The organism is Spiroplasma endosymbiont of Zeiraphera isertana (assembly GCF_964030805.1).
Lineage (GTDB): Bacteria > Bacillota_I > Bacilli_A > Mycoplasmatales > VBWQ01 > Spiroplasma_E.
Window position 1 is genome coordinate 224,137 of record NZ_OZ034965.1, and the last position, 26,303, is coordinate 250,439.

The 26,303-nt window shown below is 23.2% G+C and carries 34 protein-coding genes and 3 pseudogenes; 15 read left to right on the plus strand and 22 right to left on the minus strand.

What is annotated here, in order from left to right:
* Positions 1 to 185: 185 nt before the first annotated feature.
* Positions 186 to 866, minus strand: coding sequence for a DNA alkylation repair protein (locus AAHM78_RS01535; RefSeq protein ID WP_342254129.1), 681 nt, complete (start codon positions 864 to 866; stop codon positions 186 to 188).
* Positions 867 to 1,198: 332 nt separating this feature from the next.
* On the opposite strand from AAHM78_RS01535, the gene AAHM78_RS01540 reads away from it, so the two are divergent.
* Positions 1,199 to 1,558, plus strand: a complete 360-nt coding sequence (locus AAHM78_RS01540) for an IS1/IS1595 family N-terminal zinc-binding domain-containing protein (RefSeq protein ID WP_342254130.1) — start codon at positions 1,199 to 1,201, stop codon at positions 1,556 to 1,558.
* Positions 1,518 to 2,159, plus strand: a complete 642-nt coding sequence (locus AAHM78_RS01545; RefSeq protein ID WP_342253548.1) for a transposase — start codon at positions 1,518 to 1,520, stop codon at positions 2,157 to 2,159. The genes AAHM78_RS01540 and AAHM78_RS01545 overlap by 41 nt, the downstream gene beginning before the upstream one ends.
* A 154-nt stretch (positions 2,160 to 2,313) precedes the next feature.
* Here the strand turns inward: AAHM78_RS01545 and AAHM78_RS16580 are convergent.
* Positions 2,314 to 3,108 (minus strand): annotated as a pseudogene (locus AAHM78_RS16580) (IS5 family transposase).
* A 186-nt stretch (positions 3,109 to 3,294) separates the two neighbouring features.
* On the opposite strand from AAHM78_RS16580, the gene AAHM78_RS01555 reads away from it, so the two are divergent.
* The 3 genes and pseudogenes from AAHM78_RS01555 (at position 3,295) to AAHM78_RS01565 (ending at position 5,157) form a co-directional block, all read left to right on the plus strand.
* Positions 3,295 to 3,843, plus strand: coding sequence for a hypothetical protein (locus AAHM78_RS01555; RefSeq protein WP_342254131.1), 549 nt, complete (start codon positions 3,295 to 3,297; stop codon positions 3,841 to 3,843).
* A 79-nt stretch (positions 3,844 to 3,922) separates the two neighbouring features.
* Positions 3,923 to 4,866, plus strand: a pseudogene (locus AAHM78_RS01560) (IS30 family transposase).
* Between the two features lie 102 nt (positions 4,867 to 4,968).
* Positions 4,969 to 5,157 carry a hypothetical protein gene (locus tag AAHM78_RS01565; RefSeq protein WP_342254133.1) on the plus strand — a complete coding sequence of 63 codons (189 nt, stop codon included), beginning with the start codon at positions 4,969 to 4,971 and terminating at the stop codon, positions 5,155 to 5,157.
* Here AAHM78_RS01565 and AAHM78_RS01570 read toward each other — a convergent pair.
* From AAHM78_RS01570 to AAHM78_RS01590, 5 genes are all read right to left on the minus strand, one after another.
* Positions 5,149 to 5,523 (minus strand): transposase family protein, encoded by a 375-nt coding sequence (locus AAHM78_RS01570; protein WP_342254974.1) that lies wholly within the window; start codon positions 5,521 to 5,523, stop codon positions 5,149 to 5,151. The genes AAHM78_RS01565 and AAHM78_RS01570 overlap by 9 nt on opposite strands.
* Before the next feature lie 150 nt (positions 5,524 to 5,673).
* Positions 5,674 to 6,390 carry an IS1595 family transposase gene (locus tag AAHM78_RS01575; RefSeq protein WP_342254134.1) on the minus strand — a complete coding sequence of 239 codons (717 nt, stop codon included), beginning with the start codon at positions 6,388 to 6,390 and terminating at the stop codon, positions 5,674 to 5,676.
* 118 nt (positions 6,391 to 6,508) lie between these two features.
* Positions 6,509 to 6,760 (minus strand): transposase family protein, encoded by a 252-nt coding sequence (locus tag AAHM78_RS01580; protein ID WP_342254135.1) that lies wholly within the window; start codon positions 6,758 to 6,760, stop codon positions 6,509 to 6,511.
* A gap of 138 nt (positions 6,761 to 6,898) precedes the next feature.
* A complete protein-coding gene (locus tag AAHM78_RS01585; RefSeq protein WP_342254975.1) occupies positions 6,899 to 7,636 on the minus strand; it encodes an IS1595 family transposase in 738 nt (245 codons plus the stop codon).
* A complete protein-coding gene (locus tag AAHM78_RS01590; RefSeq protein WP_342254136.1) occupies positions 7,560 to 7,868 on the minus strand; it encodes a hypothetical protein in 309 nt (102 codons plus the stop codon). The genes AAHM78_RS01585 and AAHM78_RS01590 overlap by 77 nt, the downstream gene beginning before the upstream one ends.
* 269 nt (positions 7,869 to 8,137) lie before the next feature.
* Here AAHM78_RS01590 and AAHM78_RS01595 point away from each other — a divergent pair, with 269 nt between their 5' ends.
* Positions 8,138 to 8,854 (plus strand): IS1595 family transposase, encoded by a 717-nt coding sequence (locus AAHM78_RS01595; protein ID WP_342254137.1) that lies wholly within the window; start codon positions 8,138 to 8,140, stop codon positions 8,852 to 8,854.
* A gap of 91 nt (positions 8,855 to 8,945) precedes the next feature.
* Here AAHM78_RS01595 and AAHM78_RS01600 read toward each other — a convergent pair whose 3' ends face one another.
* From AAHM78_RS01600 to AAHM78_RS01635, 8 genes are all read right to left on the minus strand, one after another.
* Positions 8,946 to 9,248, minus strand: a complete 303-nt coding sequence (locus AAHM78_RS01600; RefSeq protein ID WP_342254138.1) for a hypothetical protein — start codon at positions 9,246 to 9,248, stop codon at positions 8,946 to 8,948.
* Between the two features lie 3 nt (positions 9,249 to 9,251).
* Positions 9,252 to 9,518 carry a hypothetical protein gene (locus AAHM78_RS01605; protein WP_342254139.1) on the minus strand — a complete coding sequence of 89 codons (267 nt, stop codon included), beginning with the start codon at positions 9,516 to 9,518 and terminating at the stop codon, positions 9,252 to 9,254.
* 2 nt (positions 9,519 to 9,520) lie between these two features.
* Positions 9,521 to 9,895, minus strand: coding sequence for a transposase family protein (locus tag AAHM78_RS01610; protein ID WP_342254976.1), 375 nt, complete (start codon positions 9,893 to 9,895; stop codon positions 9,521 to 9,523).
* A 50-nt stretch (positions 9,896 to 9,945) separates the two neighbouring features.
* Positions 9,946 to 10,338 (minus strand): transposase family protein, encoded by a 393-nt coding sequence (locus AAHM78_RS01615; protein ID WP_342253189.1) that lies wholly within the window; start codon positions 10,336 to 10,338, stop codon positions 9,946 to 9,948.
* A gap of 67 nt (positions 10,339 to 10,405) precedes the next feature.
* Positions 10,406 to 10,675, minus strand: coding sequence for a hypothetical protein (locus tag AAHM78_RS01620; protein WP_342254140.1), 270 nt, complete (start codon positions 10,673 to 10,675; stop codon positions 10,406 to 10,408).
* Between the two features lie 78 nt (positions 10,676 to 10,753).
* On the minus strand, positions 10,754 to 11,587 hold the full coding sequence (locus tag AAHM78_RS01625) for a hypothetical protein (RefSeq protein WP_342254141.1): 834 nt from the start codon (positions 11,585 to 11,587) through the stop codon (positions 10,754 to 10,756).
* Positions 11,587 to 12,393 carry a hypothetical protein gene (locus tag AAHM78_RS01630; protein ID WP_342254142.1) on the minus strand — a complete coding sequence of 269 codons (807 nt, stop codon included), beginning with the start codon at positions 12,391 to 12,393 and terminating at the stop codon, positions 11,587 to 11,589. Before AAHM78_RS01630 ends, AAHM78_RS01625 begins: the two co-directional genes overlap by 1 nt.
* A 260-nt stretch (positions 12,394 to 12,653) precedes the next feature.
* A complete protein-coding gene (locus AAHM78_RS01635) occupies positions 12,654 to 13,973 on the minus strand; it encodes a hypothetical protein (RefSeq protein WP_342254143.1) in 1,320 nt (439 codons plus the stop codon).
* A gap of 110 nt (positions 13,974 to 14,083) precedes the next feature.
* Between AAHM78_RS01635 and AAHM78_RS01640 the strand changes: the two genes are divergently transcribed.
* A complete protein-coding gene (locus AAHM78_RS01640) occupies positions 14,084 to 15,043 on the plus strand; it encodes an IS1595 family transposase (RefSeq protein WP_342252847.1) in 960 nt (319 codons plus the stop codon).
* A gap of 18 nt (positions 15,044 to 15,061) precedes the next feature.
* On the opposite strand, the gene AAHM78_RS01645 is transcribed toward AAHM78_RS01640, so the two are convergent.
* From AAHM78_RS01645 to AAHM78_RS01655, 3 genes are all read right to left on the minus strand, one after another.
* The gene (locus AAHM78_RS01645; protein ID WP_342254144.1) at positions 15,062 to 15,673 is read right to left on the minus strand and encodes a hypothetical protein; all 612 of its coding nucleotides are present in this window, start codon (positions 15,671 to 15,673) and stop codon (positions 15,062 to 15,064) included.
* 414 nt (positions 15,674 to 16,087) lie between these two features.
* Positions 16,088 to 16,966, minus strand: a complete 879-nt coding sequence (locus tag AAHM78_RS01650) for an IS1/IS1595 family N-terminal zinc-binding domain-containing protein (protein ID WP_342254145.1) — start codon at positions 16,964 to 16,966, stop codon at positions 16,088 to 16,090.
* Positions 16,967 to 17,009: 43 nt separating this feature from the next.
* Complete coding sequence (locus AAHM78_RS01655; protein WP_342254146.1) at positions 17,010 to 17,252, minus strand: hypothetical protein; 243 nt, start codon at positions 17,250 to 17,252, stop codon at positions 17,010 to 17,012.
* A 156-nt stretch (positions 17,253 to 17,408) separates the two neighbouring features.
* Here AAHM78_RS01655 and AAHM78_RS01660 point away from each other — a divergent pair, with 156 nt between their 5' ends.
* Positions 17,409 to 18,230, plus strand: a complete 822-nt coding sequence (locus AAHM78_RS01660) for an IS1595 family transposase (protein WP_342254147.1) — start codon at positions 17,409 to 17,411, stop codon at positions 18,228 to 18,230.
* A 195-nt stretch (positions 18,231 to 18,425) separates the two neighbouring features.
* Here the strand turns inward: AAHM78_RS01660 and AAHM78_RS01665 are convergent, their stop codons facing one another.
* A complete protein-coding gene (locus AAHM78_RS01665) occupies positions 18,426 to 18,800 on the minus strand; it encodes a transposase family protein (RefSeq protein ID WP_342254977.1) in 375 nt (124 codons plus the stop codon).
* A gap of 50 nt (positions 18,801 to 18,850) precedes the next feature.
* Positions 18,851 to 19,243, minus strand: coding sequence for a transposase family protein (locus AAHM78_RS01670; protein ID WP_342253640.1), 393 nt, complete (start codon positions 19,241 to 19,243; stop codon positions 18,851 to 18,853).
* 70 nt (positions 19,244 to 19,313) lie between these two features.
* Here AAHM78_RS01670 and AAHM78_RS01675 point away from each other — a divergent pair, with 70 nt between their 5' ends.
* Entirely contained in the window at positions 19,314 to 19,961 is a 648-nt protein-coding gene (locus AAHM78_RS01675; protein WP_342254148.1) for a UPF0236 family transposase-like protein, read from the plus strand.
* 18 nt (positions 19,962 to 19,979) lie between these two features.
* Here AAHM78_RS01675 and AAHM78_RS01680 read toward each other — a convergent pair whose 3' ends face one another.
* Positions 19,980 to 20,939 (minus strand): IS1/IS1595 family N-terminal zinc-binding domain-containing protein, encoded by a 960-nt coding sequence (locus tag AAHM78_RS01680; RefSeq protein WP_342254149.1) that lies wholly within the window; start codon positions 20,937 to 20,939, stop codon positions 19,980 to 19,982.
* A 65-nt stretch (positions 20,940 to 21,004) separates the two neighbouring features.
* On the opposite strand from AAHM78_RS01680, the gene AAHM78_RS01685 reads away from it, so the two are divergent.
* The gene (locus tag AAHM78_RS01685; protein ID WP_342254150.1) at positions 21,005 to 21,442 is read left to right on the plus strand and encodes a hypothetical protein; all 438 of its coding nucleotides are present in this window, start codon (positions 21,005 to 21,007) and stop codon (positions 21,440 to 21,442) included.
* A gap of 309 nt (positions 21,443 to 21,751) precedes the next feature.
* On the opposite strand, the pseudogene AAHM78_RS16585 reads toward AAHM78_RS01685, so the two are convergent.
* A pseudogene (locus tag AAHM78_RS16585) lies at positions 21,752 to 22,018 on the minus strand (helix-turn-helix domain-containing protein); the annotation flags it as partial.
* Between the two features lie 87 nt (positions 22,019 to 22,105).
* Here AAHM78_RS16585 and AAHM78_RS01695 point away from each other — a divergent pair.
* From AAHM78_RS01695 to AAHM78_RS01715, 5 genes are all read left to right on the plus strand, one after another.
* Entirely contained in the window at positions 22,106 to 23,065 is a 960-nt protein-coding gene (locus tag AAHM78_RS01695) for an IS1595 family transposase (RefSeq protein WP_342252992.1), read from the plus strand.
* Positions 23,066 to 23,366: 301 nt separating this feature from the next.
* Complete coding sequence (locus AAHM78_RS01700) at positions 23,367 to 24,326, plus strand: IS1595 family transposase (protein ID WP_342254152.1); 960 nt, start codon at positions 23,367 to 23,369, stop codon at positions 24,324 to 24,326.
* Between the two features lie 219 nt (positions 24,327 to 24,545).
* The gene (locus AAHM78_RS01705; protein WP_342254153.1) at positions 24,546 to 24,782 is read left to right on the plus strand and encodes a hypothetical protein; all 237 of its coding nucleotides are present in this window, start codon (positions 24,546 to 24,548) and stop codon (positions 24,780 to 24,782) included.
* Entirely contained in the window at positions 24,746 to 25,366 is a 621-nt protein-coding gene (locus AAHM78_RS01710) for an IS1595 family transposase (protein WP_342254154.1), read from the plus strand. Before AAHM78_RS01705 ends, AAHM78_RS01710 begins: the two co-directional genes overlap by 37 nt.
* Positions 25,367 to 25,631: 265 nt before the next feature.
* Positions 25,632 to 26,282, plus strand: a complete 651-nt coding sequence (locus tag AAHM78_RS01715; RefSeq protein WP_342254155.1) for an NAD(P)-dependent oxidoreductase — start codon at positions 25,632 to 25,634, stop codon at positions 26,280 to 26,282.
* Positions 26,283 to 26,303: the final 21 nt, after the last annotated feature.

Genomic DNA, 26,303 nt, shown 5'->3' on the forward strand with positions numbered 1-26,303 from the left:
TCTAATCAATGAATAATTATTAGGCATGTGCTTTTCCTTTCCAAATAAAAACCCATTTACTTTAAAATAAAGTAAATGGGTCAAAAACTTATATTTATATTTTAATATTTTTCTCTATCTATTCAGTGAATCTTACACTATTTTAAGAATATTATTATAAATATTATTTATAAGCAATTTTAATTTTAATGTTCATCAATAACAACAATTATTTTTTGACTAAAATTGTTAATTTTAATAAAATCATTAATTTTTTGTGAATTAACTCGTTTGGCATTACGCAATGCTCAACCAATAGAACTTATTAGATAAAAATTTGTTGTTAATAACAATGGCTTAATTAATGCAAATAGTAAATTAAAATCAGTATTTTCTTTAAACATTAATTGTGATTGAATTGCTATTCTTTGAATTCAAAAATTACTATCATTTATTAACTTAAATAAATATTGATCTCTAACACTAATATTATTGTTGCTAAATATAAGAACACCAATAATATTATCAAAATAATCAGTAGTATCTCATCAAATATTATGTTTAATTATCGATAAAAGCCAATCTAAGTAATTAAAACTTAAGTTTTTCTTTCATCAAAGATTTAAAAATTCCATTGCTGTATATTGAAATTCACGATTTTTTTGTAAATATAATGTTTCAAATAACTGTTTTTTATTTACTAACGATAAATTTTTATTTCATTTATTTAAAAATAATTTTACTAATGGTTTTCGTTTACTAGTTAAAATTCCATAAAATTCAAAATTATTGATTAAAAATTTTTCTTGTTTAATTTTAGTATTGATATTGGCATTATTAATAAAAATTGTCGTTAATATTTTTATTTCTTCATTAAATTTTTCCATATATACCTTTCTATCTATATAAAATATTTTATCTTAAAAATATTGAAGGGAAAGTACTCATTAAAATAATCATTATTATTGCTAAACAACTAAATATGCATAATCTAAGAATATGACGAAAATTTTTTTTATTTAAATAATTAATTGTTTGATTTAAATACATTAAATTTCATTTCAATGCTTAAAACTAAAAATATTATTAAGATCCATTAGTTCCGAAACAATTTCTTCAGGTGTAAAATCAGCATTTGCTTTTAATTTTCACAAAAAATCTTGATATTACTTTTAATTTAAAATTAAAAGTAATATTTTTATATCAGGGGTGATTTTTTGTGACTAATAATGAATTAATTGATGTTTTAAAAAACAAAAAAGATGAAGAATTTATAAAAATTATTAGACATTTTAAAAATAGAATTAAACAAATTGAGAAAAAAGAAAAATTAGATGCAATTGATAAAAAATTTAAAGAAAAAGGAATTCAATGTCCAAATTGTAAATCTTATTGATGTGTAAAAAATGGTTTTAAGAATAATAAGCAAAAATATTTATGCAAAGATTGTAAAAGTAGCTTTGATGCTTTAAGAAATCATTTTTTTACATTGAAGTCATTTATCTCATGAACAATGAGATTGAATAATTTGATTGTCATTGTTGGGTCAATCTGCTTATACTATTTCTCAATTTGCTAAAATTTCAAAAACATCAGCATGATTTAATCGTCAAAAATTTATGAAATCATCACAATTAGCAAAAACACAAAAACCATTCACAAAATTAAAAGGTAGAATTGAAATTGATGAAACTTTTATCAAAGAAATTCATAAAGGAAATTTCAAAAATCCAGATGATCCAAGAAAAAAATGAATTGAAGAAAATGCTAAAGATTTAAACTGTTGTATTGAAATGGCAATTGATGAAAATAAAAATATTTATGCTCAAACAACAAATACTAAAAGATTAACAAAAAAATGAGTACAAGAAAATTTAACATCTAAGCTTATCGAAGAAAAATCAATTATAGTTTGTGATATGCAAATACTATATGATACAGTAGCTAAACAAACAAAATGTACTCTCAAGAAATTTAAATCAAAAGAAAATAAAGAATTAAATTATAAAAATTTAAGTAATATCAGTAAAATACAATCAAGTTTAAAAGAATTTATTACTCATTATCATGGCATTGGATTTACCAATATTCAAAATTACCTCAATTTATGAAAATTTAAATACCAACATTATAAAATATCACCTTATGCAAAATCTGAAGCATTATATTTCAGTTTGTAAAAAAAATAAATCCCAAAATTAAATAAAATCAAATTTTAGGCCAGGATGATGATTTTTTTTATTTCATCAAGAGTTTTTTTGAAAATTAAAACATTTGCTGCATAAAAAGATTTGAATTGTTTATTTTGTTTAATTCAATAGACTTGGTGCAAAACTAAGGTAATTCAAAATTATATATTCCTGTTATTAAATTAAATCTTAATGCAAATCTTCTTATTTTATTGCGATATTTTAAACTTAAAATTTTAAAACGTTTTAGTTTAGCAAATACGTGTTCAATTTTAATTCTAATTTTACTTAAAGTTTTATTGTATTATTTTTGAATTGGTGTTAATTGATTGTATTTACTTTTTTTAAATGGCAAAAATGTATTTTTATGAATATTTTGTATACCTTGATAACTCTGGATGAATAAAAGTTTTAGATTTTAGAAGCAATTTAAAATCATGAATGCTCCCAAAACAAAAAGCAGTTGAAATAATTTTTCCATTGGAAATATCAATAATTATTTGGGATTTGAGAGAATGATGTTTCTTTTTACCTGAAAAAAGTAATTTTAGTTTTTTTTAATTCTTTCAATTGGAGTTTCAGTAGCATCAATAGCTAACAAATTATTATTAGTACCTTTATTTTTTGTTAAATCTTTTTTTCCAGGTAAATTAAAAATTCCGCTTTTTATTAAAATATTTTCAATTCAAAAAATATTACGAATGCAACTAGTATGACTAATATTATATCTTTTTGCAATAACTCTATAACTACTATAGTCTTTTCAATATTCTAAAGTCATTAATAAACGCTCTTCAATTACAATTTTATTTTTTCTACCACCATAATATTTTTGTTTAGACTCAGCAATTTTTAAAATTTCAAGCATTTTATAAAATGTTTGTGGCTTTATGCCGACTAAACTATAAAATTCTTGATCATCTTTATATTTTTTCAACATAATAACTATCACCTTTAATATTAATAATAATCGTTAAATTGTTAAAATTAAAGGTTTTGCACCAAGTCTATTAAAGAAAAAAATAATAAAATTAATCACTTAAAGATAGAATATAATAAATCATTATCAGATTATGAGTCAAAAGTTAAAAATTTAAAACAAAATCTTTCACAAGAAATTAATAAATTGAAACAAGAATTAAGTGATCAATTAAAGTCATTAAAAAATGAATTAGTTAAAACTAATGATAAAAAATTAAAAGAACAATTAATTTTAAAAAAATGTCAACTTCAAATTACTTATAAAATTGAAACTAAGGAATTAATTAAAAAATATAAAATTGATAAAGAACAATTAAAGGTAGAATATAATAAATCATTATCAGATTATGAGTCAAAAGTTAAAAATTTAAAACAAAATCTTTCACAAGAAATTAATAAAGTTAATAGTGATATCAACTTACAGTTACAAGCAGTTATTAATAATAAAAATGATAAAGTTGGTGTTAATTGAGCACAATTTTTCCAAGAAAATAAAGCTTTAAATCATTATATATATAAACAATATAATGCAATTTGAAAAAAAGGTAAAATTGGTAATTGAAATAATTTTCAACAAGAAATAAAAACGATTTATGGTGAAAGTTTAAATATGTATATTAATGAAAAAATGAAATACGAAAATAATGTTTATAACTATAAGCAAGATTTAATTCGTGAAATAGTATTACTTTAATTGTAAAATTAAAAAGGACACTTATATAAAAATTAAATTGTGTTAGTTCTATAATTAAGAAAAGAAAGGAATTAGCGCAATGTATAAGTATCTGAGTATTGAATCAATAATAGCAATAAAAGAATATAAAAATTATGGATTTTCGATTCGTAAAATAGCAAAAATTGTTGATTATAGTAAATCAACTGTACATAGAGTTTGTAGATTATTAAATAAAAACTTATTGCCATTAGAAATATTGAATCAATTTCAAAAAAATAAACAAAATGCAGGCAGAAAATTAATAATTTTAACTTTAACAGAAATTAATAGTATTAATCATTTGTTAATTACTAAAAAGTATGCTCTTGATATAATTGCTAACTTTTTAAAGGAAAATAAAATAAAAAGTATTTCAACAAAAACTTTATATAACATGTTTAAAACAAATCGAATGGGTTTTGATGAAAATAACTTATTGAGAAAAGGCAAAAATAAATCTCACAAACAAAAAGAAACTAGGGGCAAAATTAATAATTGTAAGTCTATTCATGAAAGAAATTTAATCATTCCTAATATTAAAAATATACAAGAATTTGGTCATTTAGAAGGTGATACTATCATTGGCAAAGATCATAAAAGTTCTATTATTACTTTGGCTGATATATGATCAAAAACCACAATTCCTTTAGTAACTAAAAATCATAAATCAGAAAATATTACGAAAAGTATAATAAAATTTATTTCAAAGTTACAAAAAGGAACAGTTAAAACCATTACTTTTGATCGTGGTAAAGAATTTAGTAAATGAAGATTAATCGAAAAAATTTGTAATGTCAAAATTTATTTTGCAGATCCTGGTAAACCTTGCCAAAGGTGTTTAAATGAAAATAATAATGGTATTTTAAGAAGATATTTACCAAAATCTACAGATCTATCTTCATATAAAAAAAAGATTTAAATTTTATAGCATTTCAAATTAATTCTACACCCAGAAAATCGCTCTCTTATAAAAGACCAATAGATTTAATACAATTATTTTAAAAAACCGTCCCATTTATATTTACAACTCAGGAATCACAACTTTATTCAGAAACACAAGAAACAGAATTAGATAAGTTATTAGAGGAAATAGAATTTGAATATATGGCTAATGAAGAACAAAGTTCGGTACTAAGTAGTGAAAATTTGTCATCTAATTTAATTTTTGATGATATGTGTGGTGAACGAGTTATAAAAGATGTATTAAATAATTTAGAATTAGATCAATTAAATTTATTAGATAAATCTATTGAACAATTGTTACTTAGTAGACTTGGTGCAAAACTAAGGTAATTCAAAATTATATATTCCTGTTATTAAATTAAATCTTAATGCAAATCTTCGTATTTTATTGCGATATTTTAAACTTAAAATTTTAAAACGTTTTAGTTTAGCAAATACGTGTTCAATTTTAATTATAATTTTACTTAAAGTTTTATTGTATTCTTTTTGAATTGGTGTTAATTGATTGTATTTACTTTTTTTAAATGGCAAAAATGTATTTTTATGAATATTTTGTATACCTTGATAACCTGAATCAACAAAAACTTGTTTTTCTGGATGAATAAAAGTTTTAGATTTTAGAAGCAATTTAAAATCATGAATGCTTCCAAAACAAAAAGCAGTTGAAATAATTTTTCCATTGGAAATATCAATAATTATTTGGGATTTGAGAGAATGATGTTTCTTTTTACCTGAAAAAAGTAATTTTAGTTTTTTTTAAGGCTTTTATCCCTTTATGTACTATTTTTAAATTTTATCACATAAATGGAGATAAAAGCCTACCTAGGAAATTATCCCCGCATGTATTTAAATCAAACACAAAATTACAGTTTCAAAACTAGGTATGTTATTGAATTTATATGCTGATTCTTTTGCATATAAATGAATATTGTGCTTTGAAACTCTTATGTGTGTTCGGAAAGTTCGTCGGATGTGCTTTCATGCTGATTCAATCTGGTTTGTGTTTACACCCGTTGGTGACACATACCCAACTTCATGATTTACGATTTCATGTTTGGGATAGAAGTTTTTGAAACTTACATATCCCTTCCAAGAATCCGTAAATAGACAGCACTCAGTAAAAATGTGTTTCAATGCAAATCTTAAAAGGTTTTTTTCATCTGCATTTTTCAGCACCTTCACAATTAGTTTGTTGCTGGTTTTCTCATAAACTCCAACACTCAAAGTTTTATTAAACAAGGATCTTCCTTGTTTTTTAAAACCTAAATGTGAAAGATACATTTCATCCATCTGTGCTGTGCCATCAAGAATGAAACCTGCATCTTGATTTCCAATTCTAGTCCTGATTTCATGACACATTCTTCAAGCTGTTTTATAGGTAACACTCAATTCCCTTGCAACATCGGTTGCTGGTATGCCATGCTTTGTGTTTATTCATCTAAAGATGAGATAAAACCAAGATGTCATTTGGGTTTGTGACTTATAAAAAATGGTTCCATAAAGAATACTAAATGTTTGGTTACAGTTCAAACATCGTATTCTTCTCAAATCAGAAGTATTCAAACTAGAAGAAGCACATCTGATGCATTTCATTATTTTCAACTTCGCTATATATTTCAAACAATCGTTTTCAGTTTGAAATATGCTATTGAATTCATTTCAATTCATTTTTTCCTCCACACTAGTACATGTGGGGATAATTTCCTTTTTTAATTCTTTCAATTGGAGTTTCAGTAGCATCAATAGCTAACAAATTATTATTAGTACCTTTATTTTTTGTTAAATCTTTTTTTCCAGGTAAATTAAAAATTCCGCTTTTTATTAAAATATTTTCAATTCAAAAAATATTACGAATGCAACTAGTATGACTAATATTATATCTTTTTGCAATAACTCTATAACTACTATAGTCTTTTCAATATTCTAAAGTCATTAATAAACGCTCTTCAATTACAATTTTATTTTTTCTACCACCATAATATTTTTGGGCTTTTCTCCCTTTATGTACTATTTTTAAATTTTATCACATAAATGCTGAGAAAAGCCTATCTACGGACTTCTCCCCACATTTTTAAATCAAACATAACATTACAGTTTCAAAACTAGGTATATTGTTGAATTTATATGCCGATTCTTTTGCGTATAAATGAACATGATGTTTTTCAACTTTGATATGTGTTTTAAATGTTCGTCTGATGTGCTTTCATGCCGATTCAATCTGGTTTATGTTTACACCAGTTTTTGAAACATAGCCATCTTGATGGTTAACTGTTTCATGCTTAGTGAAAACTGATTTAAAATGGCGATATCCTTTTCAAGAATCAGTATGTACATCACACTTTGAAGAAATGTGGTTTCTTGCAAATTGCAAAAGATTTTTTTGATTTGCATTTTTCAACACTTTCACAATTAAATTATTGGTTGTTTTTTCATAAATCCCAACAATCAAAGTTTTATTTTTTAAGGATCTTCCTTGTTTTTTAAAACCCATATGTGAAAGATACATTTCATCCATTTGCACTATGCCCTCAACAATGAATTGAGGTTCTTGTTTTGCAATTGCACTTCGGATTTTATGACCCATTCTTCAAGCAGTTTTCAAAGTTACTCCCAATTCTTTTGCAACATCAGTTGATGGAATTCCATGTTTGGTGTTTATTCATCTAAAGATGAGATAAAACCAAGATGTCAAAGGTGTTTGTGACTTGTAAAAAATGGTGTCATGAAGAATACTAAATGTTTGATGACATTTCAAACATCTTATTCTTCTTAAATCAGAAGTATTCAAATTTGTTCAAGAACACCTCATACATTTGTTTTCCTTCAAACTTGCTATATATTTCAAACAATCTTTTTCTGTTTGAAATATATTGTTGAACTCATTCAATTTCATTGTTTCCTCCACAAGTACATGTGGGGAGAAGTCCGTATTTTTGTTTAGACTCAGCAATTTTTAAAATTTCAAGCATTTTATAAAATGTTTGTGGCTTTATGCCGACTAAACTATAAAATTCTTGATCATCTTTATATTTTTTCAACATAATAACTATCACCTTTAATATTAATAATAATCGTTAAATTGTTAAAATTAAAGGTTTTGCACCAAGTCTATTATTAGTCACAAAAAATCACCCCTGATATAAAAATATTACTTTTAATTTAAAATTAGGAAATTATCCCCACATGTACTAGTGTGGAGGAAAAAATGAATTGAAATGAATTCAATAGCATATTTCAAACTGAAAACGATTGTTTGAAATATATAGCGAAGTTGAAAATAATGAAATGCATCAGGTGTGCTTCTTCTAGTTTGAATACTTCTGATTTGAGAAGAATACGATGTTTGAACTGTAACCAAACATTTAGTATTCTTTATGGAACCATTTTTTATAAGTCACAGACCCAAATGACATCTTGGTTTTATCTCATCTTTAGATGAATAAACACAAAGCATGGCATACCAGCAACCGATGTTGCAAGGGAATTGGGTGTGACCTATAAAACAGCTTGAAGAATGTGTCATGAAATCAGGACTAGAATTGGAAATCAAGATGCAGGTTTCATTGTTGATGGCACAGCACAGATGGATGAAATGTATCTTTCACATTTAGGTTTTAAAAAACAAGGAAGATCCTTGTTGAATAAAACTTTGATTGTTGGAGTTTATGAGAAAACCAGCAACAAACTAATTGTGAAGGTGCTGAAAAATGCAGATGAAAAAAACCTTTTAAGATTTGCATTGAAACACATTTTTACTGAGTGCTGTCTATTTACGGATTCTTGGAAGGGATATGTAAGTTTCAAAAACTTCTATCCCAAACATGAAATCGCAAATCATGAAGTTGGGTATGTGTCACCAACAGGTGTAAACACAAACCAGATTGAATCAGCATGAAAGCACATCCGACGAACTTTCCGAACACACATAAGAGTTTCAAAGCACAATATTCATTTATATGCAAAAGAATCAGCATATAAATTCAATAACATACCTAGTTTTGAAACTGTAATTTTGTGTTTGATTTAAATACATGCGGGGATAATTTCCTAGGTAGGCTTTTATCTCCATTTATGTGATAAAATTTAAAAATAGTACATAAAGGGATAAAAGCCTAAAATTAAAAGTAATATCAAGATTTTTTGTGAAAATTAAAAAAATTATCTACTTGTTCTTTATCTACATTAAAACTATTAAGTAATTTAGCAGTTGATGTAGTTTCTAATTGTAAATGAGTATTTAATTGTTTAATATTTGCTGTAATAAATTCTAATTCTTTATTACGTTTTAATTCTTTTGCTAAATTTGATTGTTTTGATTTTTTAATTAATTTTCCAAATAATAGAAATGCTAAAGTAATAGATATTCCACTAGCAACAGCTCCTCCCATTACTGCCGATATTAATTCTATTGAAAAATTCATTTTTTATTCCTCCAATTGTATTTTATTTGAATGTTGTTTACATAAATGACATTCTTTTTTATGTTTTTTAATTTCTTTATATTGATATATTAAATAAGGACTTGTAATAATAATTGTTATTGTTATTAATGCATATTTAATTAATTTTCCATAATTACCTAATTTAGTTATTAAATTTAATCCAATATGATCAAACATAGGAAATAAAGTTAATATTAAATGGTCTGGTCAAGTAAAATTATATTGATTAGTATAATAGACTTGGTGCAAAACTAAGGTAATTCAAAATTATATATTCCTGCTATTAAATTAAATCTTAATGCAAATCTTCGTATTTTATTGCGATATTTTAAACTTAAAATTTTAAAACGTTTTAGTTTAGCAAATACGTGTTCAATTTTAATTCTAATTTTACTTAAAGTTTTATTGTATTGTTTTTGAATTGGTGTTAATGGATTGTATTTACTTTTTTTAAATGGCAAAAATGTATTTTTATGAATATTTTGTATACATTGATAACCTGAATCAACAAAAACTTTTTTTTCTGGATGAATAAAAGTTTTAGATTTTAGAAGCAATTTAAAATAATGAATGCTTCCAAAACAAAAAGCAGTTGAAATAATTTTTCCATTGGAAATATCAATAATTATTTGGGATTTGAGAGAATGATGTTTCTTTTTACCTGAAAAAAGTAATTTTAGTTTTTTTTAATTCTTTCAATTGGAGTTTCAGTAGCATCAATAGCTAACAAATTATTATTAGTACCTTTATTTTTTGTTAAATATTTTTTTCCAGGTAAATTAAAAATTCCGCTTTTTATTAAAATATTTTCAATTCAAAAAATATTACGAATGCAACTAGTATGACTAATATTATATCTTTTTGCAATCACTCTATAACTACTATAGTCTTTTCAATATTCTAAAGTCATTAATAAACGCTCTTCAATTACAATTTTATTTTTTCTACCACCATAATATTTTTGTTTAGACTCAGCAATTTTTAAAATTTCAAGCATTTTATAAAATGTTTGTGGCTTTATGCCGACTAAACTATAAAATTCTTGATCATCTTTATATTTTTTCAACATAATAACTATCACCTTTAATATTAATAATAATCGTTAAATTGTTAAAATTAAAGGTTTTGCACCAAGTCTAATTACCTATTCCCATTGATATTGGTATTTTAGGTATTAATCAAGGTGTTATTGTAAAAAATAATGTTATTAACATACCAATAATATGACTTGTTATTTTTAAAATATTTGATATTAAAATTTTAATTTTATCAATATGAGTACTATTTTTATTAAATCAAATTTTATTTAATCTTTTATATTCTTTATTATCTTTTGATATAGGATTAATAGTATTTCATATACCAATTGGTTTAATTGGTTTATCTAATTCAATAATAATTATCACCTACTTTCATGTTTTATAAAAATTATAATTTCTTTTAATTTTTATATATTTATTTGTATGTAAAGAATTTTTTAATAATTATTTTCTTTCATATCTTCATTGATTACTTCCAATTTCATTTTTAGATAAAGTTTTATATTCTTTTAATTTAAAAAATCCTTTTTCTAATCTATTAATAAAATTCATAGTTTTTTGTACATTAATATTATTTGGATAAATTACTTTAGTATCTTGTGAACCATAACATTTACCTTTTTTTGCTAATTCACTTTTAACATATTTTCTTAATTGACTTGGTAATCATTTTCTATTTCAAAATTTTCAAAATATTGTTCCTGCACCAGTACCATTTTTACCTTTTGCTTGTGTAATTAATATTCATATTTCTTGTGGAAATGTTGGATAAGTATAAGGACCATATCATATTTGTTTTTTATCATTATCGCTTTGAAATAATGTTGTTAAAGTTCCAATTTTTAAATTCTTATTATCAACAATAAATCTTCCTTTTTTAAATCATGAACTTGATAATACTTCCCATGCATTATTTGGTATTTCTTCTTCATTTTCTTTAAATAAATTATCAAATTTATTTACATAATTTTTAACTGTTCTAATTTCTGTTGGCATAATAGATTTTTTAAAACTATTTATTGGATTTTTAAATTTATTAATTTCATGTTGAAGTATACTTAATTCACTTGGTTTTAATATACTTGCTAATTTTTTAAGTATATTTGGATTTAAAAATGAATAAGGTTGATGTATTTCATTTTCATTAACATTTTCACTATCAAATACTGCTTTTAATGATTGATTTTTATAATAAGTTTTTAAAGCATTTATTAATGCTAATTTAATATCATTAGTTGCTAAAGCATAATATATTCATTCAATAATTAAAGGTAACATTATAAACTCATATGATTATAATCTCAATTTAGTGAAGCATTATCATGATTTAATGGTACTTCGCTTAGATTATCACTACCATATTGACTTGTATTATCATTAATTAATCTTGCAGTTTCATTATTAAATGGTGTTTCTTGCATTTCTTCAATATGATTTGTAGTTTCCATAGGTAATAAATTATGAATAATTTCACTTGCACCAGCAACAATAGTAGGAATTGCATAAGCATTATTAAAATCATTATTAATACCCATTGCTACACCACTTGAAATTAAACAACCACCATTAGCCATATTACAAATCTTTCTTATTGCTTCAAATTTATTAGTTATTAACTCAGTTAGTCCGCTAATAAGATTTGAAATACCATAAGTATTTAATGAAATATAAGTATCTCAATCCATTAAATAATTATTAGTAATACTAGTATTACTTAATAATAAATCTGGAAAAGGGTTTACTGTGGTAGTTATTGGACTTTCAGTTGGATTAGGGTTAATATCATTTGTAACAAACTTTGAATAGTTAACTAAACCAATTGTTCCTAAACCTAGTAATATTTTTTTAGAACTATTAAGTAATTTAGTTTTAATACTAGGAATTTGATTTAAATTTCATATATCAATTGCTAATTTTTTCGAAAATAATAAAGCATTTATACTTCCTAATACCGGATTACCTATTAATTGACCATAATAAGCACTTGTACCTATCATTGCACTTAATGGTGGTATTCCAATTCTTATTAATTTTAATAAAGTATAATTACTCAATTGTGTAGTCTCAACATGTTGTTGTGGCATGTTTATTTTCTCCTTTTAATAATTTAGTAACTTTTTTAATTTGAATAAGTATTTTACCTTTTTAATTAACATTATCTCCAACACAAACAGCAAAACTTTCATGTGGATTTGATACAATAACATAATTTGGATTTAAAGTTGGAAATTCATAAAGTAATATTGCTAATATATCTTTTTAACTATTTAAATCTTCTGGTTTTGGTGAATTTATAATAATATGTGATTTATTATTAAAAATATCATAAATATAAGTCATAATATTATGCCTTTGTAAAACTTAATTTTACTGTTCCATAATAATCAGTTTTATTACCAGTCATAGTAGCACTTTTATCAGTTATATTACTATATGTTGCTTTAGTTGATTCAAAACCATTATTACCAACTTTAACTATTGCAGTATCTAATTCAGCATTAGCAGGAATATCACCAGCCATAGTAATTTTTCCTAAATTTTTATAATAAATTACATCTTGTAAATCTAAAATATTCATATTATCATAATCAGTACTTTGATAAGTAGCATTAATATTAGTTGCATCAATTTTATAATTTTTTGCTCTTGCTTCTTTAATTTCATCTACTGTTGGCATTTTTTCTTGAATAATATACATTAAATTAGGTCTTATTGCTGCTGGTAATGAATATAATGCTTTACCAATAATACGAATATTATCTGTAGCATTATCTAATTTATTTCTTACTTTTGTAAATGAAATAGGCATACCTCACATATAGCGATTATAAATTACTCCAAATAAATCTAATAATTTATAATCTTTTTCTAAATGCATACCAGAAAGAGTATCATGAATAAAATTTTGTTCTAAATAAAAACTTTCATAAAATTCCATTCCCATAATTTGATTTGTATATCTTTTACCAGTTGCTAAAGTATTTGCAGCAATTTGACCATAATTTAATAATGTAAATGCTTTTGCAATATTAAAAATACTATCAATACCACAAGCACCAGTTAAATCTACTTTATTAATACCAACTGTAATATCATCTACTTTTTTAATGAATTTATTATTTTTTTCTCCAATTGTATAATAAGCATTTAATGCTTGTTCTTTAGTCATATTATTTAAATTTAAAGGTAATACTAATGATTTAGCAATTGCATAATCTTTTGTACCTTGTAAAAATATTAATTCAAAATTTTCTCTTAAATTTCTCATAAATGAACTTGTTCAATTTGAAACAATTTGTGTTGCTACATTTGCTGATGAAGTCATAAATCTTTCAATATCAAATTCTGGAATATTAAAATCAATTGTTAATTCTTTATCAATAATTAATGTTGTTGTTTTAACTATTCCTTTTTGTCTTTTTGTACCAGTAAATTCATCTCATGTTGAACCTCATAATACACGAACAGTTGCTCTATAAATTGCCATTGCTACACCACTAATATTTGCTATTTGGTCAGCAGTAACAGTATTTCTCATAAATAAAGTACTTAATTCAGCAGTTAATTCACCACGTACTTGTGCTTCAAGTACACTTAAAACAGCATTTTCAGTAGGAGAATTACCGCCAATAATAAATGCTTTAGGTATTTGTGGAATTGCCATTTTATCCTCTTTCTATTTAATAGATTGAAGTTTTAATTTTCACAAAAAATCTTGATATTACTTTTAATTTTAAATTAAAAGTAATATTTTTATATCAGGGGTGATTTTTTGTGACTAATAATGAATTAATTGATGTTTTAAAAAACAAAAAAGATGAAGAATTTATAAAAATTATTAGACATTTTAAAAATAGAATTAAACAAATTGAGAAAAAAGAAAAATTAGATGCAATTGATAAAAAATTTAAAGAAAAAGGAATTCAATGTCCGAATTGTAAATCTTATTGATGTGTAAAAAATGGTTTTAAGAATAATAAGCAAAAATATTTATGCAAAGATTGTAAAAGTAGCTTTGATGCTTTAAGAAATCATTTTTTACATTGAAGTCATTTATCTCATGAACAATGAGATTGAATAATTTGATTGTCATTGTTAGGTCAATCCGCTTATACTATTTCTCAATTTGCTAAAATTTCAAAAACATCAGCATGATTTAATCGTCAAAAATTTATGAAATCATCACAATTAGCAAAAACACAAAAACCATTCACAAAATTAAAAGGTAGAATTGAAATTGATGAAACTTTTATCAAAGAAATTCATAAAGGAAATTTCAAAAATCCAGATGATCCAAGAAAAAAATGAATTGAAGAAAATGCTAAAGATTTAAACTGTTGTATTGAAATGGCAATTGATGAAAATAAAAATATTTATGCTCAAACAACAAATACTAAAAGATTAACAAAAAAATGAGTACAAGAAAATTTAACATCTAAGCTTATCGAAGAAAAATCAATTATAGTTTGTGATATGCAAATACTATATGATACAGTAGCTAAACAAACCAAATGTACTCTCAAGAAATTTAAATCAAAAGAAAATAAAGAATTAAATTATAAAAATTTAAGTAATATCAGTAAAATACAATCAAGTTTAAAAGAATTTATTACTCATTATCATGGCATTGGATTTACCAATATTCAAAATTACCTCAATTTATGAAAATTTAAATACCAACATTATAAAATATCACCTTATGCAAAATCTGAAGCATTATATTTCAGTTTGTAAAAAAAATAAATCCCAAAATTAAATAAAATCAAATTTTAGGCCAGGTTGATGATTTTTTTTATTTCATCAAGAGTTTTTTTGAAAATTAAAAGATTGAAGTGCATTTCCTCTTGCTAAATTTACAAGTTTTTCTAATTCATTAACATCAGTAATACCTGTAGTTTTTGCTTTTTCATTTAATTTTCTTTCTAATTCTTCTGGATTAATACTATTTGTATGTAAATCTAAAAGAGTTTTAGGATTAAAATCATTTGAATTAAATTTATTTTCTTGTTTAATAGGTTCTAATGTTTTATCAATTAAAAACTCTTTATAATCTTCATTTATTTTAGTAAATGCTTCTTGTTTAGATAAATATTTATAATTATCAGTACTCATTAAATTTTTAATTAAATTTACTTTTTTAGTATCTTTAATATTAGAAAATAATTGTTGCTCTTCAAAACTATTAATTTTATTTTCATATTCTTTTATTTTAGTTTCATATTCACTTAATTTAGGTTCTAATTCTTTTTTAAGAAATTCATCTTTTGCTTGATCATATACAACATTTCTTTGTTGTTTTAAAGTTTCTTGTAATTCTTCAAAAGAATAAGTTTCTTTTTTTTCTTTAACTTCAAAATTAGACATAAAAATACTCCCTTGTTTAATAATCGCTTTTTTGATAATCCCTTGTAACTTATGTTAAAAATAACATAATCGCTTTATTAAATTATATTATTTTTACCCTTTAAAATAAAGAAAAAAAACCTATATTTATTATAGGTTTCTAATCATTATTTTCTATTTTTCTTGGTTAACAAATATTAATAATTATATTATTTTTAGTGGTATTATCTTGATAATTTTCTTGTAAATAATCAAATTCTTCTTTTAATTTTCAAAAAAACTCTTGATGAAATAAAAAAAATCATCAACCTGGCCTAAAATTTGATTTTATTTAATTTTGGGATTTATTTTTTTTTACAAACTGAAATATAATGCTTCAGATTTTGCATAAGGTGATATTTTATAATGTTGGTATTTAAATTTTCATAAATTGAGTTAATTTTGAATATTGGTAAATCCAATGCCATGATAATGAGTAATCAATTCTTTTAAACTTGATTGTATTTTACTGATATTACTTAAATTTTTATAATTTAATTCTTTATTTTCTTTTGATTTAAATTTCTTGAGAGTACATTTTGTTTGTTTAGCTACTGTATCATATAGTATTTGCATATCACAAACTATAATTGATTTTTCTTCGATAAGCTTAGATGTTAAATTTTCTTGTACTCATTTTTTTGTTAATCTTTTAGTATTTGTTGTTTGAGCATAAATATTTTTATTTTCATCAATTGCCATTTCAATACAACAGTTTAAATCTTTAGCATTTTCTTCAATTCATTTTTTTCTTGGATCATCTGGATTTTTGAAATTTCCTTTATGAATTTCTTTGATAAAAGTTTCATCAATTTCAATTCTACCTTTTAATTTTGTGAATGGTTTTTGTGTTTTTGCTAATTGTGATGATTTCATAAATTTTTGACGATTAAATCATGCTGATGTTTTTGAAATTTTAGCAAATTGAGAAATAGTATAAGCAGATTGACCTAACAATGACAATCAAATTATTCAACCTCATTGTTCATGAGATAAATGACTTCAATGTAAAAAATGATTTCTTAAAGCATCAAAGCTACTTTTACAATCTTTGCATAAATATTTTTGCTTATTATTCTTAAAACCATTTTTTACACATCAATAAGATTTACAATTTGGACATTGAATTCCTTTTTCTTTAAATTTTTTATCAATTGCATCTAATTTTTCTTTTTTCTCAATTTGTTTAATTCTATTTTTAAAATGTCTAATAATTTTTATAAATTCTTCATCTTTTTTGTTTTTTAAAACATCAATTAATTCATTATTAGTCACAAAAAATCACCCCTGATATAAAAATATTACTTTTAATTTTAAATTAAAAGTAATATCAAGATTTTTTGTGAAAATTAAAAAATTCTTCTGGATGACATTTTCTTAAATATTCTCATTGATACTTTGGGTCTTGCATAGTACTTCTTAATAAATAATTAGCAATTTTTTGACATGCTTTATCATAATCTTTTAAAAATTTTTGTTGTCATTTTGTCTGGTAGCGTCGGCAATCAAATATATATTTTCTATCAATTCCTAATGCTAAATTTAAACCAGTTTTTGTCATTCTTGTTGGAACATTTTTATTATCTCTAAAATATTCATTTATTTTTTCTTTATAATTTCCTAATTATTTTCTTTTTGCTGGCATATTATCACCTTATTTTAAAACATATATATTTAATTACGGATTTCTCCCCACATGTACGCGTGGGAGGAACAAATGAAATTTAATGAGTTCAACAACGTTTTTCAAACCGAACAACAATGTCTTGAATATATAGCAATGTTGAAAGAAACCAAATGCATACGGTGCTATAGTTCTACTTTGAATACTTCTGATTTAAAAAGAGTAAGATGCTTGAAATGTAATCAAACATTCAGTATCCTCTCTGGAACCATTTTTTCAAGGTCACAAATTCCTTTGACATCTTGGTTTTATCTCATTTTTCGATGAATAAATACCAAACATGGAATTCCATCAACAGATGTTGCAAAAGAATTGGGAGTGACCTTGAAAACAGCTTGGAGAATGGGTCATGAAATCAGAAAGCGTATCGCCAAACAAGAACATGAATTCATTGTGGGAGGCATAGTACAGATTGATGAAATGTATCTTTCACATATAGGTGCCAAGAAACAAGGAAGATCCTTGATGAATAAAACACTGATTGTTGGTATTTATGAAAAAACAACGAACAACCTAATTGTGAAAGTGATGAAAAATGCAAACAGAAAAAATCTTTTGCAGTTTGCACAAAAACACATTTCTTCACAATGCCAAGTATATACTGATTCTTGAAGAGGATATCGCGATTTCAAATTGTTTTTTCCTAAACATGAAACAGTGAACCATCAAAATAGTTATGTTTCAAAGAATGGTGTAAATACAAATCAAATTGAATCAGTATGAAAACATATTCGGCGAACTTTCAGAACACATATCAGAGTTTCAAAACAGCATGTGCATTTATATGCCAAAGAATCTGCATATAAATTCAACAAAAACCCCAGTTTTGAAACAACATTGTTGTGTTTGATTTAATAAAAATGTGGGGAGAAATCCGTATGTAGGCTTTTCTAAACATTTATGTGATAAAATTTTAATTGTACATAAAGGGAGAAAAGCCTTTAATTATATCATTTTACAATTATCATATTTCCAAACTTTTTTTCTAAAATTACTATAATAAAAATCATAAATTAAGAAAGGAAATAATATTATAGACTTGGTGCAAAACTAAGGTAATTCAAAATTATATATTCCTGCTATTAAATTAAATCTTAATGCAAATCTTCGTATTTTATTGCGATATTTTAAACTTAAAATTTTAAAACGTTTTAGTTTAGCAAATACGTGTTCAATTTTAATTCTAATTTTACTTAAAGTTTTATTGTATTCTTTTTGAATTGGTGTTAATTGATTGTATTTACTTTTTTTAAATGGCAAAAATGTATTTTTATGAATATTTTGTATACCTTGATAACCTGAATCAACAAAAACTTTTTTTTCTGGATGAATAAAAGTTTTAGATTTTAGAAGCAATTTAAAATCATGAATGCTTCCAAAACAAAAATCAGTTGAAATAATTTTTCCATTGGAAATATCAATAATTATTTGGGATTTGAGAGAATGATGTTTATTTTTACCTGAAAAAAGTAATTTTAGTTTTTTTTAATTCTTTCAATTGGAGTTTCAGTAGCATCAATAGCTAACAAATTATTATTAGTACCTTTATTTTTTGTTAAATCTTTTTTTCCAGGTAAATTAAAAATTCCGCTTTTTATTAAAATATTTTCAATTCAAAAAATATTACGAATGCAACTAGTATGACTAATATTATATCTTTTTGCAATAACTCTATAACTACTATAGTCTTTTCAATATTCTAAAGTCATTAATAAACGCTCTTCAATTACAATTTTATTTTTTCTACCACCATAATATTTTTGTTTAGACTCAGCAATTTTTAAAATTTCAAGCATTTTATAAAATGTTTGTGGCTTTATGCCGACTAAACTATAAAATTCTGGATCATCTTTATATTTTTTCAACATAATAACTATCACCTTTAATATTAATAATAATCGTTAAATTGTTAAAATTAAAGGTTTTGCACCAAGTCTTATGAATTTTCTTAATAATGAACTTAATTATGATGAACTTGATAATCAAATTAAAAATAATGGTTTAAATTATTTCACAAATCTATTAAAAGCATATGATGATTTTTGACATCAAAATATATATGATAAAACTAAATATAAATATGTTAAAACAGCAAAAAGAAGTCCAAATACTCAATATGGTAAAATAAATAATTTTTATCGTAGAGGTTATTTAATATTAGAAACTAATAAATATTATTATCCTTTAGATGATTATATAAAACTTAAAAAAAGAAAAAGAACACTTACTAGTTTAGAACATACAATAATAAAAAATTCAGGTAATGGTAAAAGACAATCTGATGTACAAGATACTATAAAAAATAGTAATTTTTCAAAAACATATATTACTAATGTAATGAAAAATGCAGTAATAAATGTTGAAAAAATAAAAGAGAAAAAAGTAGTTTTATCAAATGAAAAATTATTTGTAAATATGGATGATTGTTTTATTTCATCATTATTTAATAATAAAAAACAAAAAAATCGTATTCGTACAATTAGCGCAAATAAAGGTAAAGATTTAGAAAAATCTTTTAATTTTCAAAAAAACTCTTGATGAAATAAAAAAAATCATCAACCTGGCCTAAAATTTGATTTTATTTAATTTTGGGATTTATTTTTTTTACAAACTGAAATATAATGCTTCAGATTTTGCATAAGGTGATATTTTATAATGTTGGTATTTAAATTTTCATAAATTGAGGTAATGTTGAATATTGGTAAATCCAATGCCATGATAATGAGTAATAAATTCTTTTAAACTTGATTGTATTTTACTGATATTACTTAAATTTTTATAATTTAATTCTTTATTTTCTTTTGATTTAAATTTCTTGAGAGTACATTTTGTTTGTTTAGCTACTGTATCATATAGTATTTGCATATCACAAACTATAATTGATTTTTCTTCGATAAGCTTAGATGTTAAATTTTCTTGTACTCATTTTTTTGTTAATCTTTTAGTATTTGTTGTTTGAGCATAAATATTTTTATTTTCATCAATTGCCATTTCAATACAACAGTTTAAATCTTTAGCATTTTCTTCAATTCATTTTTTTCTTGGATCATCTGTATTTTTGAAATTTCCTTTATGAATTTCTTTGATAAAAGTTTCATCAATTTCAATTCTACCTTTTAATTTTGTGAATGGTTTTTGTTTTTTTGCTAATTGTGATGATTTCATAAATTTTTGACGATTAAATCATGCTGATGTTTTTGAAATTTTAGCAAATTGAGAAATAGTATAAGCAGATTGACCTAACAATGACAATCAAATTATTCAATCTCATTGTTCATGAGATAAATGACTTCAATGTAAAAAAATATTTCTTAAAGCATCAAAGCTACTTTTACAATCTTTGCATAAATATTTTTGCTTATTATTCTTAAAACCATTTTTTACACATCAATAAGATTTACAATTTGGACATTGAATTCCTTTTTCTTTAAATTTTTTATCAATTGCATCTAATTTTTCTTTTTTCTCAATTTGTTTAATTCTATTTTTAAAATGTCTAATAATTTTTATAAATTCTTCATCTTTTTTGTTTTTTAAAACATCAATTAATTCATTATTAGTCACAAAAAATCACCCCTGATATAAAAATATTACTTTTAATTTTAAATTAAAAGTAATATCAAGATTTTTTGTGAAAATTAAAAGAAAAATCTACTAAAAATAGAAATGTTTTAAAAGATAAAAAAATTACTTATATGAAAACTAAAAATGGTCAAAGAATTAAAAAACAAGAATTTATTAATAAAATTTATGAATTTCTTGATTTACAATATATTTATAATAAAAGTAGTTTAGTATTTATTGGTGATGGTGCACCTTGAATTAAAACTACTGCTAAAAATGAAAATATTCCTTATGTAATTGATAGACATCATGCATTTAAAGCACTTAAAAAAGGATTTATTTTTAATAGAAAAATAGATAATAAAAAATTAACAAATGCATATGATTTATTTGTTAATGGTGAATATTATCAATTATTAAATTTTTTAAAAGAAAATAAAGTTGATGAACAAATATATAAATATTTTAAAAATAATACAGAAGGTGTTATAAATCAAAAATAAAATTGAAATCAAGGTGTTTGTGCTGAAAGTGATGTATCACATCTTGTTAAATCTTTAAAAGGATATGGTGCTAAAATTTATAATGATAAAGTACTTAATAATATGCTTATAATTAATTCAGCAAGAATTAATAAATTAAATCTTTTACTTTAATATTTTAAAAATTTAATAAATCTTAAACCTAAATAGTTAGGAATTTTAGTTTTAAAATAATTAAAATGTATACACTAAAAAACTTGTAAAATAATATAAAATAGTATATAATGTAAATACAATTAAATAATTTAATGTTGTCTTTTATTTAAAGAAAATTAAATTATAACTATTAACTTTACTCACCCCCAAATGATTAATACTATTAATTTCTATTAAAGTTAAAATTATTAATTTTCTGCCTGCATTTTGTTTATTTTTTTGAAATTGATTCAATATTTCTAATGGCAATAAGTTTTTATTTAATAATCTACAAACTCTATGTACAGTTGATTTACTATAATCAACAATTTTTGCTATTTTACGAATCGAAAATCCATAATTTTTATATTCTTTTATTGCTATTATTGATTCAATACTCAGATACTTATTTTAATTTTCACAAAAAATCTTGATATTACTTTTAATTTTAAATTAAAAGTAATATTTTTATATCGGGGGTGATTTTTTGTGACTAATAATGAATTAATTGATGTTTTAAAAAACAAAAAAGATGAAGAATTTATAAAAATTATTAGACATTTTAAAAATAGAATTAAACAAATTGAGAAAAAAGAAAAATTAGATGCAATTGATAAAAAATTTAAAGAAAAAGGAATTCAATGTCCAAATTGTAAATCTTATTGATGTGTAAAAAATGGTTTTAAGAATAATAAGCAAAAATATTTATGCAAAGATTGTAAAAGTAGCTTTGATGCTTTAAGAAATCATTTTTTACATTGAAGTCATTTATCTCATGAACAATGAGATTGAATAATTTGATTGTCATTGTTAGGTCAATCTGCTTATACTATTTCTCAATTTGCTAAAATTTCAAAAACATCAGCATGATTTAATCGTCAAAAATTTATGAAATCATCACAATTAGCAAAAACACAAAAACCATTCACAAAATTAAAAGGTAGAATTGAAATTGATGAAACTTTTATCAAAGAAATTCATAAAGGAAATTTCAAAAATCCAGATGATCCAAGAAAAAAATGAATTGAAGAAAATGCTAAAGATTTAAACTGTTGTATTGAAATGGCAATTGATGAAAATAAAAATATTTATGCTCAAACAACAAATACTAAAAGATTAACAAAAAAATGAGTACAAGAAAATTTAACATCTAATCTTATCGAAGAAAAATCAATTATAGTTTGTGATATGCAAATACTATATGATACAGTAGCTAAACAAACAAAATGTACTCTCAAGAAATTTAAATCAAAAGAAAATAAAGAATTAAATTATAAAAATTTAAGTAATATCAGTAAAATACAATCAAGTTTAAAAGAATTTATTACTCATTATCATGGCATTGGATTTACCAATATTCAAAATTACCTCAATTTATGAAAATTTAAATACCAACATTATAAAATATCACCTTATGCAAAATCTGAAGCATTATATTTCAGTTTGTAAAAAAAATAAATCCCAAAATTAAATAAAATCAAATTTTAGGCCAGGTTGATGATTTTTTTTATTTCATCAAGAGTTTTTTTGAAAATTAAAAGATACTTATACATTGCGCTAATTCCTTTCTTTTCTTAATTATAGAACTAACACAATTTAATTTTTATATAAGTGTCCTTTTTAATTTTACAATTAAAGAATTAAAAAAACTAATATAGATAAAAATATCTTTTAATTTTCACAAAAAAATCTTGATATTACTTTTAATTTTAAATTAAAAGTAATATTTTTATATCAGGGGTGATTTTTTGTGACTAATAATGAATTAATTGATGTTTTAAAAAACAAAAAAGATGAAGAATTTATAAAAATTATTAGACATTTTAAAAATAGAATTAAACAAATTGAGAAAAAAGAAAAATTAGATGCAATTGATAAAAAATTTAAAGAAAAAGGAATTCAATGTCCAAATTGTAAATCTTATTGATGTGTCAAAAATGGTTTTAAGAATAATAAGCAAAAATATTTATGCAAAGATTGTAAAAGTAGCTTTGATGCTTTAAGAAATCATTTTTTACATTGAAGTCATTTATCTCATGAACAATGAGATTGAATAATTTGATTGTCATTGTTAGGTCAATCTGCTTATACTATTTCTCAATTTGCTAAAATTTCAAAAACATCAGCATGATTTAATCGTCAAAAATTTATGAAATCATCACAATTAGCAAAAACACAAAAACCATTCACAAAATTAAAAGGTAGAATTGAAATTGATGAAACTTTTATCAAAGAAATTCATAAAGGAAATTTCAAAAATCCAGATGATCCAAGAAAAAAATGAATTGAAGAAAATGCTAAAGATTTAAACTGTTGTATTGAAATGGCAATTGATGAAAATAAAAATATTTATGCTCAAACAACAAATACTAAAAGATTAACAAAAAAATGAGTACAAGAAAATTTAACATCTAATCTTATCGAAGAAAAATCAATTATAGTTTGTGATATGCAAATACTATATGATACAGTAGCTAAACAAACAAAATGTACTCTCAAGAAATTTAAATCAAAAGAAAATAAAGAATTAAATTATAAAAATTTAAGTAATATCAGTAAAATACAATCAAGTTTAAAAGAATTTATTACTCATTATCATGGCATTGGATTTACCAATATTCAAAATTACCTCAATTTATGAAAATTTAAATACCAACATTATAAAATATCACCTTATGCAAAATCTGAAGCATTATATTTCAATTTGTAAAAAAAATAAATCCCAAAATTAAATAAAATCAAATTTTAGGCCGGGTTGATGATTTTTTTTATTTCATCAAGAGTTTTTTTGAAAATTAAAAAAAATATCTATATTAGCAATGAACATTTAATAAATTATTATTAATAATATCATTTTTTTTATTTTTTTTAAAAATATTTTTGTAATTAAATTACGGACTTCTCCCCACATGTACTTGTGGAGGAAACAATGAAATTGAATGAGTTCAACAATATATTTCAAACAGAAAAAGATTGTTTGAAATATATAGCAAGTTTGAAGGAAAACAAATGTATGAGGTGTTCTTGAACAAATTTGAATACTTCTTATTTAAGAAGAATAAGATGTTTTAAATGTCATCAAACATTTAGTATTCTTCATGACACCATTTTTACAAGTCACAAACACCTTTGACATCTTGGTTTTATCTCATCTTTAGATGAATAAACACCAAACATGGAATTCCATCAACTGATGTTGCAAAAGAATTGGGAGTAACTTTGAAAACTGCTTGAAGAATGGGTCATAAAATCCGAAGTGCAATTGCAAAACAAGAACCTCAATTCATTGTTGAGGGCATAGTGCAAATGGATGAAATGTATCTTTCACATATGGGTTTTAAAAAACAAGGAAGATCCTTAAAAAATAAAACTTTGATTGTTGGGATTTATGAAAAAACAACCAATAATTTAATTGTGAAAGTGTTGAAAAATGCAAATCAAAAAAATCTTTTGCAATTTGCAAGAAACCACATTTCTTCAAAGTGTGATGTACATACTGATTCTTGAAAAGGATATCGCCATTTTAAATCAGTTTTCACTAAGCATGAAACAGTTAACCATCAAGATTGCTATGTTTCAAAAACTGGTGTAAACATAAACCAGATTGAATCGGCATGAAAGCACATCAGACGAACATTTAAAACACATATCAAAGTTGAAAAACATCATGTTCATTTATACGCAAAAGAATCGGCATATAAATTCAACAATATACCTAGTTTTGAAACTGTAATGTTATGTTTGATTTAAAAATGTGGGGAGAAGTCCGTAGATAGGCTTTTCTCAGCATTTATGTGATAAAATTAAAAATAGTACATAAAGGGAGAAAAGCCTTAAATTATTATATATAATTGTAAATTTATGAGTAAAAGTAGCAATATTATAAATTAAAATCATAATTTTATGATTTACTAACGCCCAAACTAATACCTAATATAAGGTGTACTTATGCTATAATTACTATAGTATATTGTTGACTCTTCGTTAAAATTAAGTTTGAAAAGGAGTATTAACTATGAAAATTGGAATTATTGGAGCATCAGGAAAATCAGGACTTGCTTTAACTAAAGAAGCTTTAAAACAGGGATATCAAGTTGTTGCCATTACTAGAAATCCTATTAAAATGCCAATTCTTAATAATGATAATCGATTGACCATTAAAAAAGCTGATCTTACTAATAAAAGTAGTATTAAAGCGGTTGTTAATGATGTTGATATTTTAATTAGTGCTTACGGCCCTACTATTGATAATCCCCAAAATATTCATCAGCAAGTTGCTAAAAACTTAATTACTATCATGCATGAATGTCAAAATATTAAAAGGTTATTAATTGTTGGTGGTGCTGGTAGTTTGTTAGATGATAAGAATGAAATATTAGTAGAAACAAGTGCATTTCCTGAAGCATGAAAAGAACATGCACAACAACAAGTTCAAGTATTAGCTACTTATCGTAGCAGTGACATTAATTGAACATATTTGAGCCCTTCTTTATACTATGACCCAGAATTACCAACTTTAGGTAAATTTAAAATTGGTAACAATCATTTAATTGTTAATAAAGAAGGAAAAAGCGAGATTAGTTATGGTGATGCTGCAATTGCTATTATTAATGAGATTAAAGAACAAACTTTTATTAAAAAACGTTTTACAGCGGGTTATAATTAATATTTTGTTTGAAAGGATATT